General features: G+C 71.4%; 15 protein-coding genes and 1 pseudogene. 8 read left to right on the forward strand and 8 right to left on the reverse strand.

Going from position 1 to position 14,726, the window contains the following annotated elements; translation table 11 throughout:
• Positions 1–89: 89 nt before the first annotated feature.
• Complete coding sequence (locus Q0116_RS06785; RefSeq protein WP_297886577.1) at positions 90–1,418, forward strand: OFA family MFS transporter; 1,329 nt, start codon at positions 90–92, stop codon at positions 1,416–1,418.
• A gap of 19 nt (positions 1,419–1,437) precedes the next feature.
• Here Q0116_RS06785 and Q0116_RS06790 read toward each other — a convergent pair whose 3' ends face one another.
• Entirely contained in the window at positions 1,438–1,851 is a 414-nt protein-coding gene (locus Q0116_RS06790; RefSeq protein ID WP_297886578.1) for a hypothetical protein, read from the reverse strand.
• Positions 1,848–2,456 (reverse strand): class I SAM-dependent methyltransferase, encoded by a 609-nt coding sequence (locus Q0116_RS06795; RefSeq protein WP_297886579.1) that lies wholly within the window; start codon positions 2,454–2,456, stop codon positions 1,848–1,850. The genes Q0116_RS06790 and Q0116_RS06795 overlap by 4 nt, the downstream gene beginning before the upstream one ends.
• Positions 2,457–2,561: 105 nt before the next feature.
• On the opposite strand from Q0116_RS06795, the gene Q0116_RS06800 reads away from it, so the two are divergent.
• Both Q0116_RS06800 and Q0116_RS06805 read left to right on the forward strand, forming a co-directional pair.
• A complete protein-coding gene (locus Q0116_RS06800; protein WP_297886580.1) occupies positions 2,562–3,326 on the forward strand; it encodes a pirin family protein in 765 nt (254 codons plus the stop codon).
• 72 nt (positions 3,327–3,398) lie between these two features.
• Entirely contained in the window at positions 3,399–3,914 is a 516-nt protein-coding gene (locus tag Q0116_RS06805; RefSeq protein ID WP_297886581.1) for a hypothetical protein, read from the forward strand.
• Positions 3,915–3,965: 51 nt separating this feature from the next.
• Here Q0116_RS06805 and Q0116_RS06810 read toward each other — a convergent pair whose 3' ends face one another.
• On the reverse strand, positions 3,966–5,015 hold the full coding sequence (locus Q0116_RS06810; protein ID WP_297886582.1) for a succinylglutamate desuccinylase/aspartoacylase family protein: 1,050 nt from the start codon (positions 5,013–5,015) through the stop codon (positions 3,966–3,968).
• A 110-nt stretch (positions 5,016–5,125) separates the two neighbouring features.
• On the opposite strand from Q0116_RS06810, the gene Q0116_RS06815 reads away from it, so the two are divergent.
• Together Q0116_RS06815 and Q0116_RS06820 are read left to right on the forward strand one after the other, a co-directional pair.
• Complete coding sequence (locus tag Q0116_RS06815; protein WP_297886583.1) at positions 5,126–6,478, forward strand: RimK/LysX family protein; 1,353 nt, start codon at positions 5,126–5,128, stop codon at positions 6,476–6,478.
• A 78-nt stretch (positions 6,479–6,556) separates the two neighbouring features.
• Positions 6,557–7,003 carry a hypothetical protein gene (locus Q0116_RS06820; RefSeq protein WP_297886584.1) on the forward strand — a complete coding sequence of 149 codons (447 nt, stop codon included), beginning with the start codon at positions 6,557–6,559 and terminating at the stop codon, positions 7,001–7,003.
• A gap of 83 nt (positions 7,004–7,086) precedes the next feature.
• Here Q0116_RS06820 and Q0116_RS06825 read toward each other — a convergent pair whose 3' ends face one another.
• Positions 7,087–7,641, reverse strand: coding sequence for a DNA-3-methyladenine glycosylase (locus Q0116_RS06825; protein WP_297886591.1), 555 nt, complete (start codon positions 7,639–7,641; stop codon positions 7,087–7,089).
• A 252-nt stretch (positions 7,642–7,893) separates the two neighbouring features.
• Here Q0116_RS06825 and Q0116_RS06830 point away from each other — a divergent pair, with 252 nt between their 5' ends.
• Positions 7,894–9,885 carry a 3-hydroxyacyl-CoA dehydrogenase/enoyl-CoA hydratase family protein gene (locus Q0116_RS06830; RefSeq protein ID WP_297886585.1) on the forward strand — a complete coding sequence of 664 codons (1,992 nt, stop codon included), beginning with the start codon at positions 7,894–7,896 and terminating at the stop codon, positions 9,883–9,885.
• A gap of 18 nt (positions 9,886–9,903) precedes the next feature.
• Here Q0116_RS06830 and Q0116_RS06835 read toward each other — a convergent pair whose 3' ends face one another.
• The 4 genes from Q0116_RS06835 to Q0116_RS06850 all read right to left on the reverse strand — a co-directional run bounded on the left by Q0116_RS06835 (position 9,904) and on the right by Q0116_RS06850 (position 13,431).
• Positions 9,904–10,530: a class I SAM-dependent methyltransferase gene (locus Q0116_RS06835; RefSeq protein WP_297886586.1), complete on the reverse strand. Its 627-nt coding sequence runs from the start codon at positions 10,528–10,530 to the stop codon at positions 9,904–9,906.
• A 94-nt stretch (positions 10,531–10,624) separates the two neighbouring features.
• On the reverse strand, positions 10,625–10,831 hold the full coding sequence (locus Q0116_RS06840) for a hypothetical protein (protein ID WP_297886587.1): 207 nt from the start codon (positions 10,829–10,831) through the stop codon (positions 10,625–10,627).
• 78 nt (positions 10,832–10,909) lie between these two features.
• The gene (gene asd, locus Q0116_RS06845) at positions 10,910–11,956 is read right to left on the reverse strand and encodes an aspartate-semialdehyde dehydrogenase (RefSeq protein ID WP_297886588.1); all 1,047 of its coding nucleotides are present in this window, start codon (positions 11,954–11,956) and stop codon (positions 10,910–10,912) included.
• Between the two features lie 374 nt (positions 11,957–12,330).
• Positions 12,331–13,431 (reverse strand): hypothetical protein, encoded by a 1,101-nt coding sequence (locus tag Q0116_RS06850; protein ID WP_297886589.1) that lies wholly within the window; start codon positions 13,429–13,431, stop codon positions 12,331–12,333.
• Between the two features lie 290 nt (positions 13,432–13,721).
• Here Q0116_RS06850 and Q0116_RS06855 point away from each other — a divergent pair, with 290 nt between their 5' ends.
• A complete protein-coding gene (locus tag Q0116_RS06855) occupies positions 13,722–14,456 on the forward strand; it encodes an MBL fold metallo-hydrolase (protein WP_297886590.1) in 735 nt (244 codons plus the stop codon).
• Between the two features lie 61 nt (positions 14,457–14,517).
• A pseudogene (locus Q0116_RS06860) lies at positions 14,518–14,726 on the forward strand (hypothetical protein); the annotation flags it as partial.

Here is a 14,726-nt window from a genome sequence, read left to right on the forward strand (position 1 = left end):
GGTACGAACGCGACCGGCGATTCCGGCGTCGCGGTCCGAGAGACACGACATGACACCGACCACCACCACGCGATCGACGGACGGGGACGATGGCTGACGGCGGGGCGGACGACGACGCCGCGGGCGACGAGTCGACCGGGGGGATGGACTACGCCGCGCGCGCGGCCGACACCCTCGGCTTCTCGCGCTGGTGGCAGATCGCCGCCGCGGCCGGGATGATGGCCGCGGTGAGCCCGTACCAGTACGTCTGGTCGTCCATCTCGCCGGCGCTCTCGGAGAGCCTCGACATCGCGCTGCCCGCCTTGGGCGCGGTGTTCTCGTTTTACGTCGTGTTCCAGTCGCTCTCGCAGTTCCCCGCGGGCAAGTGGCGCGACAGCCGGGGGCCGGGCGCGCTCACCTTCCTCGCGGCGCTGCTCGCGGGCGGGGGGTACATCGGGCTCGCGTACGCGACGAGCCTCTGGCAGCTGTACGTGCTGTACTCGCTGGGCGCGATCGGCGTCGGCATCGTCTACACGGTCGCGGTCAACACCGCGGTCAAGTGGTTCCCGGACCGCACGGGGCTGACGACCGGCGTCGGGACGATGGCGTTCGCGGCCGGGAGCGCCCTCGTCGTCCCGTACGTGCGGGCGAACGACTCCGCGGCGGCGTACAGCGCCGTGCTCCGCAACATCGGGATCGGCATCCTCGTCGTGACGCTCGTCGGGTCGTTCCTCCTCCGGGACCCGCCGACGGACTGGCTGGACCGCTCCGGCGACGACGACGGCGACGAGGAGGGGCTCGCCGCCTCGATCCGCGGGCGGAACTACTCGACGCGCGAGATGCTCTCGACGTGGCAGTTCTGGCTGCTTTACGCGATGTTCATCGCGATGGCGAGCGCGGACCTCCTCGTCATCGCCAACGTGGTCCGGTTCGCGGAGAACTTCGGGCTCGCGGCGCTGATCGCGACGCTGTCGGCGACGCTCCTCCCGATCGCCGCGGGGGTCTCGCGGCTGATCCTCGGCGAGGCGACCGACCGGTTCGACCGCAAGCGCGTGATGGCCGGCTCGTTCCTCCTCGCCGGGCTGTTCCGGATCGGCCTCGTGGCCGCCGGCGAGGCGGGCAACGGGGCGGTCTTCGTCGCGTTCGTCCTCGGCGCGATGTTCTTCTCCTCGCCGCTGTACGTGTTCTTCCCGTCGATGCTGGCCGACTACTACGGCGCGGCCAACTCCTCGGGCAACTACGCGGTCCTGTACACCGCGAAGGTCGGCGGCGGCGTCTTCTCCGGCACCGTCGCGGGGTACCTCGTCGCGACGCTCGGCTGGACGCCGACGTTCGCCCTCGGCGGCGCGCTGGCGGTCGCCGCGGGGCTGGCGGTGTTCGTCCTCCGGCCGCCGAGCGGCTCCGGGCTGCGCTCGACGGACCCGGCGGCCGCGGACTGACAGACGTCGTTCCGGGCGACTACGCGCTCAACCGCGCCGCCCGCCGGATCGCGACCGACCAGAGCCCGACCGCGACCCCGCCGGCCGCGAGCACCGCGTTGACGCCGGGCGGTTCGAGCGAGAACGGCGTGAACGCGGGCGCGATCGAGACGTGGAGCGCGACGCCAGCCGCGCCGGCGGCGGCGACGGACCGCGGCCCCCACGCCCGCGAGTCGGGCCGCCGCTCCGCCGCGGCGAGGACGCGGTCGCCGGAGGCGACGAGGACGTGACCGGCGGCGAGCACGACCCCGAGAGCGACCGACCCGCCGAGGTCGACGGCGACGCTCGTCTCGAAGGCGCGGTACCACAGCACGTGCGCGAGCCGCGCGACCGCGCCGAGCGCCAGGGCGAGCGCGAGGTCAACGAGGACGGCCGCGACGCGGCGCGGCGTCACGGGAGCGTTCCGACCACGGCGTAGAAGGGGTCCCCGCCCGGGCGCTCCGCGATCCGGTCCGTCACGTCGAACCCGCCGGCCGCGAGGTAGCGTTCGACGAGGTCGGCGCGCTCGTCCATCGAGGCGGCCCGCCACGCGCGGACGGCCTTCGTGGGGAACATCCGGTTCGAGAAGCTGACGACGACCGTCCCGCCGGCCGCGAGGACCCGGGCGAACTCGGCGAAGACGGGACCGGGGTACTGGAGGTACTGGACCGACAGCGCACAGCCGACCGCGTCGAAGGAGTCGTCGGCGAACGGGAGCGACTGATCTCGGTTGAAGTTGCGCACGACGTACTCGTCGAGCCGGTCGTTCTCGGCCAGTTCGGCCTCGTTGAGCCCGTGGCCGACGACGCGCTCGTAGTCGGTGTCCGGCAGGTGCGAGACCCAGCTGCTCATCGCGTCGAGGACGCGGTCGCCGGGCTCGGTCACCGACGCGTACAGCGCGGTCAGCCGGTCGAGGAACGCGTCGTCGGCGTGGGTGACGAACCGCGGGTCGGCGTAGAACGTCCCGTCGGGGCGGTCGTCTCGCTTGCGCCGGTCGCGGTCCGAGAGGACGGTCGTCACGATACCGGAATCAGGGGCGCCGGGAGTAAGAGGGCGTCGCCGCCACCGACCGCCCGCCTGCCCCCACCGGACGGCTTTTTGCGGCGAGCGGGTTACCGGGCGGTAATGGATTCCACCGCCGCCGCCGACCGCGACCTCTTCCCCGCGCCCCGCTCCGAGGTCTTTCGAGATCAGGGCAAGTTCCGCACGCGATTCAACTTCCCCGGGCGGAACCTCCCGGACCACGACGACCACGGGTACGGCCCGCTCTCGACGGTCGTCGAGTCGTTCATGGACCCCGACACGCTGATCCGGATGCACCAGCACCGCGACGAGGAGATCGTCTCGTGGGTGCCGGCGGGCGTGATGCGCCACGACGACCGCGAGGGGAACGAACTCGTCACGGACGCCGAACACCTCCTCGTGATGAACGCCGGGTCGGGCTTCTGGCACGCCGAGGAGACGCTCGCCGACGACCCGCCGCTGCGGATGCTCCAGATATTCGTCCGCCCGCACGACCTCGGGTTAGAGCCCGGGATCCAGCACGGTCCGCTCCCGGACCCCGAGCCGAACGAGTGGCGTCGCGTGTTCGCGCCCGCGGGGTCGGACCACCCGTTTACCGTGCGCAACACGGTCGACTGCTACGACCTCCGTCTCGACGCCGGCGCGGCCGCGACGCTCCCCGATATCGGGGGTCGAGACGCCTACGTGTACGTCTTCGAGGGGTCGGTCGAGGTCGGCGACGCCGCGCTCTCGGAGACGGAGAGCGCCCTCTGGACCGGCGACGGCGCGCCGCCGACCGTCACCGCCGGCGACGGGGGGGCGACCGTCGTGGCGTTCCTGATCGACCCCGACGCGCCGGTGACGCGGCAGGGGACGATCGGGCGGTGAAGCGAGAGGGAACGGTCGGCCGGTGACGCGAGGGTCGGAAAGCCTCAACTCCCGCCCCGCCGAACGCGGCGTATGCGCACCCCGCTCGCGGCCGCCGGGCTCGTCGCGCTCGGCGTCTGCCTGATGGCGAACCCGCTCTTCCTCCCGGTGGCGGTCGGCGAGCCAGACCCCGCCTACACGCACACGGTCCAGCCGGTGAGCGAGGGGTCGGTCGCCGGGTTCGAGTCGCCCGCGGCCGGCGGGACGAACGCCTCCGACGCCGTCGTCGCGTACGACGACCTCGACCCGGCTGCCCGCGCGGCGTTCGACCGCGCCCGCGACGCGCCGGAGGGCGGGTTCGGCGTCGAAGACCCCGACGAGCAGGTCGACTCGCTCTCGTACCCGACGGACCCGACGCTCGGGGACGGGCTGCTGATCGTCGAGCGCGACGGCGGGCGGTACGAGCTCTGGACCCGGACCGTCGAGCGGGAGTCGAACGCCGTCGTCGTCCAGCGGGTCCTCGTCCAGCCGATCGCGTTCCTCGTCGGCTTCCTCGCGGTCGTCGCCGGGGCCGCGGTCGCGCTGCGGGGGCGGCTCGGCGGCGAGTGACGAGACGGAGTCATGACGGCGGCAGCGACGGCAACCCGCCGGGCTGCGACCTCACTCCTCGGCCGTCTGCGCGGGCGTCGGCTGCCCCACCGGCTCGGGCGCGTCGCCCGCTTCGATCGCGCGGCGGGTCGGCTCCCCGATCTCGACGAGGTGACAGAGCGGGTTCCCGGGGTAGACCACCGGGTTCTCCAGCAGGCCGATCAGGAGCCCGGTGAAGGGGGCCTCCACCGCGACCGCGTCCTCCTTGAACGGGTTGGTGATCGTCGCGATGCGGTCGCCCTCGCGGACGAGCGAGCCGCTCTCGAAGTGGGTGTCGACGATGCCGCCGGAGTCGGCGCGCAGCCACGTCTTCTCGCCCGTACCGGCGACGATGGTGCGCCAGCCGGGCCAGCGCACCGTGTCGGTCGCTAAGAGGCCGTACTCCGCGAAGACGGATCGGACGCCGGCGAGCGCGTCGTCGATCAGCGGGCGCTGGAAGCGGTGGGCCTCTCCCATCTCGATCGTGATCGTGGGGATGTCGGCGGCGGTCGCCTCGCCGCGGAGGGTGCCGCTCGGTCCGTCGCTGTCGATGACCACCTTGGAGCCGAACGCCAGCGCGAGCCGGTGGACCGCCTCGTCGGTCATGTCGGCGCGGACGTGGAGCATGTTCGTCCGGCCGCGCGTGGAGGTGTGGAAGTCGAGCCCGAAGTCACAGGGCGCGATGAAGTTCTCGTAGATCTGGTGGGCCATCCGCTTCGAACTGGTCGATCCGGGTTTGCCCGGGAACGACCGGTTCAGGTCGCGGTCGTAGACGGGGAGGTACCGCTGCTGGGCGATGAAACCGGGGACGTTGAGGACGGGGAGACAGACTAGCGTTCCGGCGAGGTCGGCGAGGTCCCACTCGTGGGCGACCTCGCGGACGACCTCGATCCCGTTGAGCTCGTCGCCGTGGGCCGCCGCGGTGAGGAAGGCGGTCGGCCCGTCGCGCTCCCCGTTGACGATGGTGACCGGGATCCGGACGGGGTCGCCGAGGTACGTCTCGCTGATCCCGTAGCGGATGTTCTGCGTTTCGCCGGGCGGCACCGCCCCGCCGTTGTACGTGAACGCCCGGTCGTCGCTCATGCCTCACCGCAGCGCGGCGGCGGGTATATATATGGCGACCCGCGGACCCGCGGTCCCACGGGGCAGAACCGATCGGCGCGTCTTTTAGGTCGGCCCGCGCAGGGACACGTATGAGTTCGGACTCGGTTCGGGTGGGAGTGCTGTCGCTACACAACAGCAAGGAGACGAAGGCGATCTGTAACGCCGTCGAGGACCTCGGCCACGAACCCGTGTGGCTCCGCGAGGAGAACGCGGCGGTCAGCGTCGAGGACGGCGACGTCGCCGTCGAGCCCGCGGTCGACGTGATCGCGAACCGGCTGCTCCTGTCGAACACCGACCAGCCCGCGGAGCTGCTCGGGCTGGCGGCGACGTTCGAGCGCATCCGACCGATGCTGAACGAGCCGAACGCGGTGCTGGCGTCGATCCACAAGTTCGCCACGGCCGCGACGCTCGCCGACTGGAACATCCGCGTGCCCGACGCGCTGCTCGCGCTGTCGAACGACCGCCTCAACGAGGGCCGCGAGCGCTTCGGCGACGTGGGCGTGTACAAGACCGCGATCGGGACCCACGGCGGCGGGACGTGGAAGGTCGACCTCACCGAGCGCGTGAACCCGAAGGTCGGCAACCGGCAGGCGTTCCTCCAGAAGCTCATCGACCGCGACGACGAGAAGCACCGCGACCTGCGGGTGTACATCGTGGGCGACGAGATCGTCGGCTCGATGTACCGCTACGCGCCCGAGGGCGACTGGCGCACCAACGTCGCGCTGGGCGGCGCGGTGGAGGACGCCACGGACGACATGCCGCAGGAAGCCGCCGACACGGCCCTCTACGCGGCCGAGGTGATGGACCTCGACTACGCCGGCGTCGACCTCGTCGAGGGGTACGACGGCTGGTACGTCCTCGAGGTGAACCCCACGGCCGGGTTCAAGGGGCTGTTCGAGGCGACCGGCACCAGCCCGGCCCCGCACATCGCGAAGCTGGCGATCGAGACGGTCGGCGGCGAGGTCGACGACGACGCGGTCGAGCGCGTCGCCGCGACGCTCGACGACTCGCGGCCGTCCTGCGCCCCGGCCCCGAAGCCGAGCCCGACCGAGCAGCCCGACATCGGCTACATCGAGGAGGTCGTCGTCACCGGCACCTCCGGCTCGACGCAGGCGCTCGCGAAGTCGGACACGGGCGCGACCCGGACGAGCATCGACACCCAGCTGGCCGCCGAGATCGGCGCCGGCCCGATCAAGAGCATGACGCGCGTCAAGTCGGGCAGCGTGAAGGGCGGGAAGGCGCGCCCGGTCGTCGACCTCGTCATCGGCATCGGCGGCAACCAGCACACCGTCACCGCGAGCGTCGAGGACCGCGGCCACATGGAGTACCCGCTGCTGCTCGGCCGCGACATCCTCACCGACTACCGGGTGGACGTGCGGCGGCGCGCCGACACCGACGAGACCGAGCGCGAGGCGGGCGAGATCCTCGAAGAAGAGGAGTAGAACGGTTCGACGCCGGCGGATCGGGACTCGCAGGCGTCTGACAAAAGTATAAGAGCGAGGCTGTCGAGGACAGGACACATGGTGAAGAGCACGGTTCGGTTTCCGGAGCCGGTCGTCGAGGAGATCGAATCGCTCGTCGAGGAGGGGCAGTTCGAGAGCAAATCGGAGTTCTACCGCTTCTCCGCCGACTACGTGCTCTCCCGGACGCTCGACGAGTACGACCCGCAGACGATCGACTACGACGCGATCGAGGCGGAGGTGATCCCAGACGCGGAGCGGGAGCTCGGCGGCGACGCCGACGCGGACGGGCCGCCGTTCTTCGACTCCGTGGCGTTCGTCCGGAAGCTCGCGCTCCGCGGGAACTTCAGCGACGCCGAGGACTTCATCGACCACCAGTACGTGCCGGGCGACCGCCACGCCGTCCTCTTAGAGGAGCTCCTCCGACTGTACCGCGAGGACGCGGCGAGCGGGGAGCCGGCGCCGCCCGCCGACCCCGAGCCGGAGCCGCCGAGCCGGAACCGGTAGCCTCAAAGCGCCCACCCGGAACCAGTAACCCGCGACTCCGATCCGGAACCAACCCGGACCACCTTCTCCCCGAGCGAGCGCGGTCAGGACTCGTACTCCGCCCAGACGTACCGCGTCCCGTAGCTCCGGTACGGCCGCCACGCCTCGCCGATCTCCAGCATCTCCGCGCGCGACAGCGACTCGCCGCCGTTGTACACCCGCTCGATCCCCTTTCGAACCGCGAGGTCGCCGAGCGGGAGCACGTCCTCGCGCCCGAGCGCGAAGATGAGGTACATCCGCGCGGTCCACTCGCCGACGCCCGTGATCTCGGTGAGCCGGTCGACGACCGCCTCGTCGCTCGCGCCCGCCAGCCCTTCTCGAGTGAAGTCGCGCTCGTCGTCGCGGAACGCGGCGGCGACGTTGCGCAGGTAGTCGACCTTCGTGCCGCTGAGCCCGGCCTCGCGCAGGGCCGCCTCGTCGGCCGCGAGGACGCGGTCCGGCGTCGGGTCGCCGCCCAACACGCCCACGAACCGCTCGTGGATGGCCGCCGCGGAGGCGGTCGAGAGCTGCTGGTTCACGATCGAGGTACAGAGCCGCGCGAACTCGTCGTCAGCGGGCGCGACGTCGAGGGGGCCGTGCCGGTCGACCAGCGTCGCCATCGTCGGGTCCTCGCGCAGCGTCGCCGCGACCGGATCGGTCGCGTCCGCGGGCGTCTCGGCCCCGGGCGACTCGGCGGCGCCGTCGACTCCGTCGTCCATGTCGCCGTCTGAGGGCCGCAGGCACGAGTAGGATCCGGTCGCGTCGCCTCCCACGCCCGCCGCCGGGAGCGCCGGACCGCGCCGATAAACTTACAGTTCGTTTTACGTTTGGAAGATGAAAACGTTCAACCATGACGGTTCCGACTCTCAGGTATGAAGCTCGAAGACGTCCAGCGCGTGACGGTGCTCGGTGCCGGAAACATGGGCCACGGCATCGCGGAAGTGGCCGCGCTCGCCGGCTACGACGTGTCCCTCCGCGACATCAACGAGGAGCTCGTCCAGAAGGGGTACGACCAGATCGAGTGGTCGCTCGGGAAGCTCGCCGAGAAGGACCGGATCGGTGACGACGAGGCGGACGCCGCGCTCGACCGCGTCGACGCGTTCGTCGAACTCGAGGACGCGCTCGACGGCGCCGACGTCGTCGTCGAGGTCGTCCCGGAGAAGATGGCGATCAAGAAGGACGTGTACGACGACGTCGTCGCGCACGCGCCCGACGAGGCCGTCTTCGTCACCAACACCTCCAGCCTCTCTATCACCGAGCTGTCGGAGGTCACCGACCGCCCCGAGCGCTTCTGCGGGATGCACTTCTTCAACCCGCCGGTGCGGATGGACCTCGTCGAGGTCATCTCCGGGAAGCACACGAGCGAGGAGACGCTCGAACTGATCGAGGGGCTCGCGGAGTCGATGGGGAAGACGCCCGTCCGGGTCCGGAAGGACAGCCCCGGCTTCATCGTCAACCGCATCCTCGTCCCGCTGATGAACGAGGCGGCGTGGATCGTCGAGTCCGGCGACGCGACGATGGAGGCGGTCGACTCGACGACGAAGTTCGACATGGGCCTGCCGATGGGCTCGTTCGAGCTCGCCGACCAGGTCGGCATCGACGTTGGCTACCACGTGTTAGAGTACATGCACGAGGTCCTCGGCGACGCCTATCGCCCCTGCCCGCTGCTCGGCGAGAAGGTCGAGGCGGAGGACCTCGGCAAGAAGACCGGCAAGGGATTCTACGACTACGAGGACGGCGACGGCGCGCAGATCCCGAGCGACGCGCTCGACGACGACGTGCGCCGCCGCCTGCTCGCGGTGATGGCCAACGAGACGGCCGGCCTGATCGGCAACGACGTGGCCGACGCCGACGACGTCGACGAGGCGGTCAAGCTCGGCGCCGGCTTCCCCGACGGCCCGGCGAAGCTGGCCGACGAGGAGGGGCTCGACGCCCTCGTCGAGACGCTCGACGCGCTCGCCGAGGAGACCGGCGAGGCGCGCTACGAGGCGACCGATTACCTGCGCGAGGCCGCCGCGTCCGGCGGGTTCCGGGGCGATGGCGGGGGCGACGCCGGCGACGCGGAGGGCGGGCCCACGTTCGAGGTTCTGAACGTCGACGTCGACGCCGACGCGCGAGTCGGGCACGTCGAGATCGACCGTCCGCACCGGATGAACACGATCAGCGGCGACGTGCTCGACGAGCTCGCCGACGCGATCGACCTGCTCGACGGCGACGACGACGTGCGGGCGATCCTGCTCTCCGGCGCGGGCGACCGCGCCTTCTCCGCCGGCGCGGACGTCCAGAGCATGGCCGCGGGCGGCGCGGACCCGATCCACGCCGTCGAGCTCTCCCGACAGGGCCAGCAGACGTTCGGGAAGTTCGAGGAGTCGGACAAGCCCGTGATCGCCGCCATCGACGGCTACTGCCTCGGCGGCGGGATGGAGCTCGCGACGGCGGCGGACATGCGGATCGCCTCCGAGCGCTCCGAGCTCGGCCAGCCGGAGCTCGACCTCGGCCTCCTCCCGGGGTGGGGCGGCACGCAGCGGCTCGCCCGGGTCGTCGGCGAGGGGCGCGCGAAGGAGATCATCCTCACCGCCGACCGCTACGACGCCGAGACGATGGCCGACTACGGCTTCGTCAACGAGGTCGTGCCGGGCGACGAGCTCGACGAGCGGGCGCAGGAGCTGGCCGAGCAGCTCGCGGGCGGCCCGCCGATCGCCCAGAAGTACACGAAGCGCGCCATCCACGCCGGCCGCACCGACAACGAGGCCGGCCTCGAGGTCGAGGCGATGGGCTTCGGCCACGTGATGAACACCGACGACCTCATCGAGGGCGTCACGGCGTTCATGGGCGACGGCGAGCCCGAATTCGAAGGGAAGTAACGGGGCGACCCGGGCGGCTCACTCCGTGAGTCGCGCGGCGAAGAACGTCCAGCGCGCGTCGTCCCCGTCGGCGAGCGAGTCGTCGACCGTCGACTCGCGTTCGACGACGAAGCCGGCGTTCCGGAGGTGTCGCCGGGTCGCCTCGGCGCCCGCGATGTGCCACTGCATCTCGACGCCGGTGTCGAGCCAGTCGGGGTTCTCCCCGTGCCACGGTTCCGGCCCCTCGGAGCAGAGGAGTCTGCCGCCCTCGCCGAGCACGCGAGCGAACTCGTCGACGGCGGTCTGGTGTTCCCCCTCCGGAACGTGGATCAGCGAGTGGTAGGCCGTCACCGCGTCGAAGGCGCCGTCGCGGAACGGAAGCGCGACCACGTCACCTTGCGCGAGCGACGCCGCGGGAGCGTTCTCGTCGGCCAGCGTCAGCTGCGTGCGGGAGAGGTCGACGCCGACGGCGGTCGCGGCCTCGCTCAGCGCTCGGAGGACGGGCGTCCCCTGCCCGCAGCCGGCGTCGAGGACGCGCGCGTCCGGCGGCAGCGACGCCTGGAACCGATCGAGGACGGCTCGGCCGCGGCCGTCCTCGACGCGGTCGGCCGCGTACGTCGATGCGAGGTCGTCGTACCCGCGGCGGACGACGTCTCTGTCCACCATGTTCGGAGACACTCGCGGCGGTCGGTTGAACGCTTCGGTGGGCTGGGGCTCGCAGTCCGACCGTCTCTGGTGTTCGGTGCCGTTCGAGAGCGGGTCACAGCGGCGTGTCGGCCGCCACGGCCACCTGCCTGCCGACGCTGGCGACGAGGTAGGCGACGGCGGCGACGAAGAGGGCGACCCCGACGGCGTCGGAGACCCCGGGGAGCGCGGACTCGACGAACGCGGGGAGCGTCGTCGCACCGGACAGCGGGACGAGGATCAGAGCGACGCCTCGGCGGAGGGAGCGGGTCGTCTCTGTCATGGTAGCGGTGAGCGCAACGCGGAGGATAATGTGCGTGACGGTCGGGGTCCGGCGCGGTTCGTCGCGGTCGCCCCCGCTTCAGACGTAGCCTTCCTCGACGAGCAGTTCGCCGTTGAGCAGCGAGGCGCCGGCCGCGCCGCGGATCGTGTTGTGCGCGAGGCAGTTGTACTTCGCGCCGGCGTCGGTCGTCTGGACGCCGCCGGCGACGATTCCCATCCCGTCCGCGTACGTGCGGTCGAGGCGGGGCTGCGGGCGCTCGGGCTCGTCGTCGCCGAACACTTTGATCAGCTGGTCGGGCGAGCTGGGGAGGTCGCCGACGCCCTCGAACGAGCGCATCGCCTCGCGGAGGTCCGCCGGCGAGGGGTCCTCGGCGAACTCGGCGAAGACGTTCTCAAGGTGGCCGTCGAGCGTGGGGATTCGGTTACAGGAGGCGGCCACGTCGGCGTCGTGGAGGGCGACTTCCGCGCCGTCGAAGTCGCCGAGCAGCTTGCGCGACTCCGTCTCCATCTTGTCCTCCTCGCCGCCGATGTGCGGGATTGCGTTGTCGAGGATCTCCATCGAGGTGACGCCGGAGTAGCCGGCCCCCGAGACCGCCTGGAGCGTCGAGACGCGGACGCTCTCCAAGCCGAACTCGTCGACCGCGGCCAGGGTGGGGACCATCGTGATCGTCGAGCAGTTGGGGTTCTTCACGAGCGCCCCGTCCCAGCCCCGCTCGTCGCGCTGGACCTCGATGAGGCCGAGGTGGTCCGGGTTGATCTCTGGGATCGTGAGCGGCACGTCCGCGGCCATGCGGTCGTTCGAGGAGTTCGAGGAGACGACGTAGCCCTCCTCGAGGAAGGCGGGTTCGACCTCGGCCGCGACCCCGGATGGGAGCGACGAGAAGAGGAGGTCGACGTCGTCGCCGGCGACGCCGGCGGGGGTCGTCTCGGCGACCTCCATCCCGGCGACGTCGTCGGGGATGGGCGTGTCGACGCGCCACTTGGCGGCCTCGCGGTAGCTCTTCCCCGCGCTCTCCGCGCTCGCGGTGACCGCGGCGAGCTCGAAGGTCGGGTGGTCGTCGAGCAACTGGATGAACCGCTGGCCGACCGCGCCGGTCGCGCCGAGGATGCCGACTCGTACAGACATTGCGCGTGGGTCCGTGGCAGGGACGTAAGTGCGTTCGGATAGGCGTCGATACCGCCGGTCGCGGCGCGTCGCCGCCCGAATCGATCCGGGTGCGAAGACCGCGCGGGGCCGCTCGCGGAGCAGGAGCGTTAAGCCGTTCGGGGCGGTACGTCCCGCCGCGCGCCATCAGTCCCCGCCCGAGTACTCCCCGATGGGAGCGATGACAGCGCGGAGAACCCAGGCGCGTTACACCGGTCGCTGACGCGACCCGCCCGTCGCCGCGCAGGCGACCGCCCGCCACGAGGGTTTCCCGGTCGACGCGGCACGCCGCCGGAGATGAGACCGGTCGTTAGTGTTGCGGGCGACACTGAACTCCCGAACAGCGACGGCGCCTTTCACTCCGAGTCCCGGAGGACCAGCGGTCCGATGGCGAGCGTGCGCTTCGCGAGGGTGAGGACCCGAAGCACGTACGCGACGAACAGCGAGAACGGGAGCAGGGTGACCGCGAACGCGCCCCCGACGGCGAGCGTCACGTGCGCGACCCCGAGCGTGCTCCCCGAGAACGTGCCGGCGTCGACGACCGTCACCATCGCCCCCGCGACGACCAGCGCCGGGACCGCGGCGTAGAGGATGAGCCGCGAGAGGTCGATCAGCGCCCACTGGAAGTACAGCGTCTTCACGTGCTCGCGGGCGGGACCGAACAGCGACAGCGCCTCCCGGAGCCCGTCGAGTCGGTCGCGCTCCTCGTCGGTGAGGGCGTCGCCGTGCTCGTCGGCGAGGCGCTCGATCCGGCCGAGCTTCCGGCCGTAGTCGAAGTCGAGGGCGGCGAACACCACGTCGAAGGAGCCGAACTCGGCCCCGTCGAGTCGGCCGCGCACGGCGTCAGCGTTGCCGACGACCCCCGCGGCGAACTCGTCGATGTCCGCCGCGACGCCCGTCTCATCGGGGTCGCTCTCGTTGCCGTCGCTCCCGTCGGCGTCGCTCTCGTCGGCGCGTTCGCGGACCGACTCCCGGAGGGCGCGAGCGCGTCCCGTCGCGGCCGCGAGGAGCGCGTCGAGGAAGGCGGCCGGATCGGTCGGGGCGGGCTCACCGGTGAGCGCCGAGACGGAGTCGCGGACCGCGAGCGTGTCGTCCATCCGCTCCTGCTGGTCCCCGAGCGGGCCGTTCTCCTGCGTGAGCACGAGCTGGCCGATCGTGACGACGAGCGTCGCGCCGGTGACGATCGCCGTGATCATCGAGGCGAACAGCGTCTCGATCGGGTCGCTCGATCCGACCTTCTCGGCGAGCGACGGCGAGAAGACGGTCGCCGCGGCGACGAACGCGACGAAGACGGCGAGCGTCAGGACGCCCGCGACGACGAGGCGGTTCGCGCGCAACAGCAGCCAGAGCTTCGCGCGGTTCTCGCCGGCGCGCTCGCGCATCGTGTCCGCGGTGTCCGCGCCCTCGCGGCCCTCGGGTCCGTCAGGGCTCGCCTCGGATCCCGCGGCTCCGCTCATCGCGCTTCGGTGGTCGGCGCGCGGTCGTCGTCGAGACCGGCCGCGTCAACCCCTCGGTTCGCGGCCGCACCGACACCTGCGCTCGCTCGACGCGCACCGAGGCGCTCCGCCGCGGGCTCCGGGTACATGCTGCCGGACACGACAGGGCGCGGTGGAATAAATGTATGCGGCGGGCGCGGGCTGGGCGTCCGCGGACGCTCTCGAACCGTCGGCGGTCCGGCTCGGTTCGGTCCGAGTCGACAGTGAATTCGGGGCGCAAACCACAACCCGCCAGTCGCCGAAGGAGCGGTATGTCGACAGCCGCCGGCCTCGACGTCACGCTGGTCCGCAACGCCACGCTCCTCGCGACCGTCGGCGGGACGACGTTCCTCGTCGACCCGCTGTTCGCCGAGCAGGGCGCGCTGCCGCCGATCGATAACACTCCGAACGACCGGGACAACCCGCTCGTCCCCATGCCCGACGTCGACCTGTCGCACGACGCGGTGGTCGTCACCCACCGGCACCCGGACCACTTCGACGACGCGGCGAGAGAGCGACTCGACGCGGACGTGCCGCTGTACTGTCAGCCCGCGGAGGCGGACGCATTCGCGGAGGACGGGTTTACCAACGTGCGACCCGTCGCGGACGAGGCGTCGTTCGAGGGCGTCACGCTCCACCGGACGCCCGGCCGTCACGGGCACGGGGGACTGGCCGAGCAGATGGGACCGGTCTCCGGGTTCGTCTTCGAGGGCGAGGAGACGCTGTACCTCGCCGGCGACACGGTCTGGTACGAGCCGGTCGCGGAGACGCTCGCGCGGTTCGCCCCCGACGCGGTCGTCCTCAACGGGGGCGCGGCGCGGTTCAACCAGGGCGAGCCGATCACGATGGGAGTGAACGACGTCGCGGCCGTGCGCGAGGCCACCGACGCCGCCGTCGCCGTGGTCCACATGGAGGCGATCAACCACTGTCTGCTCTCGCGCGAGGAGCTGCGGGCGGCGACCGAGGACGTGCTCGTGCCGGAGGACGGCGAACGGATCGGGTTCTAGTCGCGACGCTGTTTTTCCGAGAAACCGCGCCGATTTACGTGTCACCACGGAACGAGGTCGTATGTCGCGCGCTTCGGACCTCGATCGGCTCTACGAGCTCTTCGACCGTCTCGAAGCGAAGGTCGGTGGCAAGCGACGGCTCGAGGACTGTACCGGACACGTGGATTGGCCCGAGCGGGGCGTTTACTTCGTTTTCGCGAACGGCGAGACGCGGGACGGGACCGACCAACTTCGGCTCACGCGTGTCGGTACGCACGCCGTCTCGACTGG

Origin of the sequence: uncultured Halorubrum sp. (assembly GCF_937146585.1) — an archaeon.
In the GTDB taxonomy this organism is placed as follows: domain Archaea; phylum Halobacteriota; class Halobacteria; order Halobacteriales; family Haloferacaceae; genus Halorubrum; species Halorubrum miltondacostae.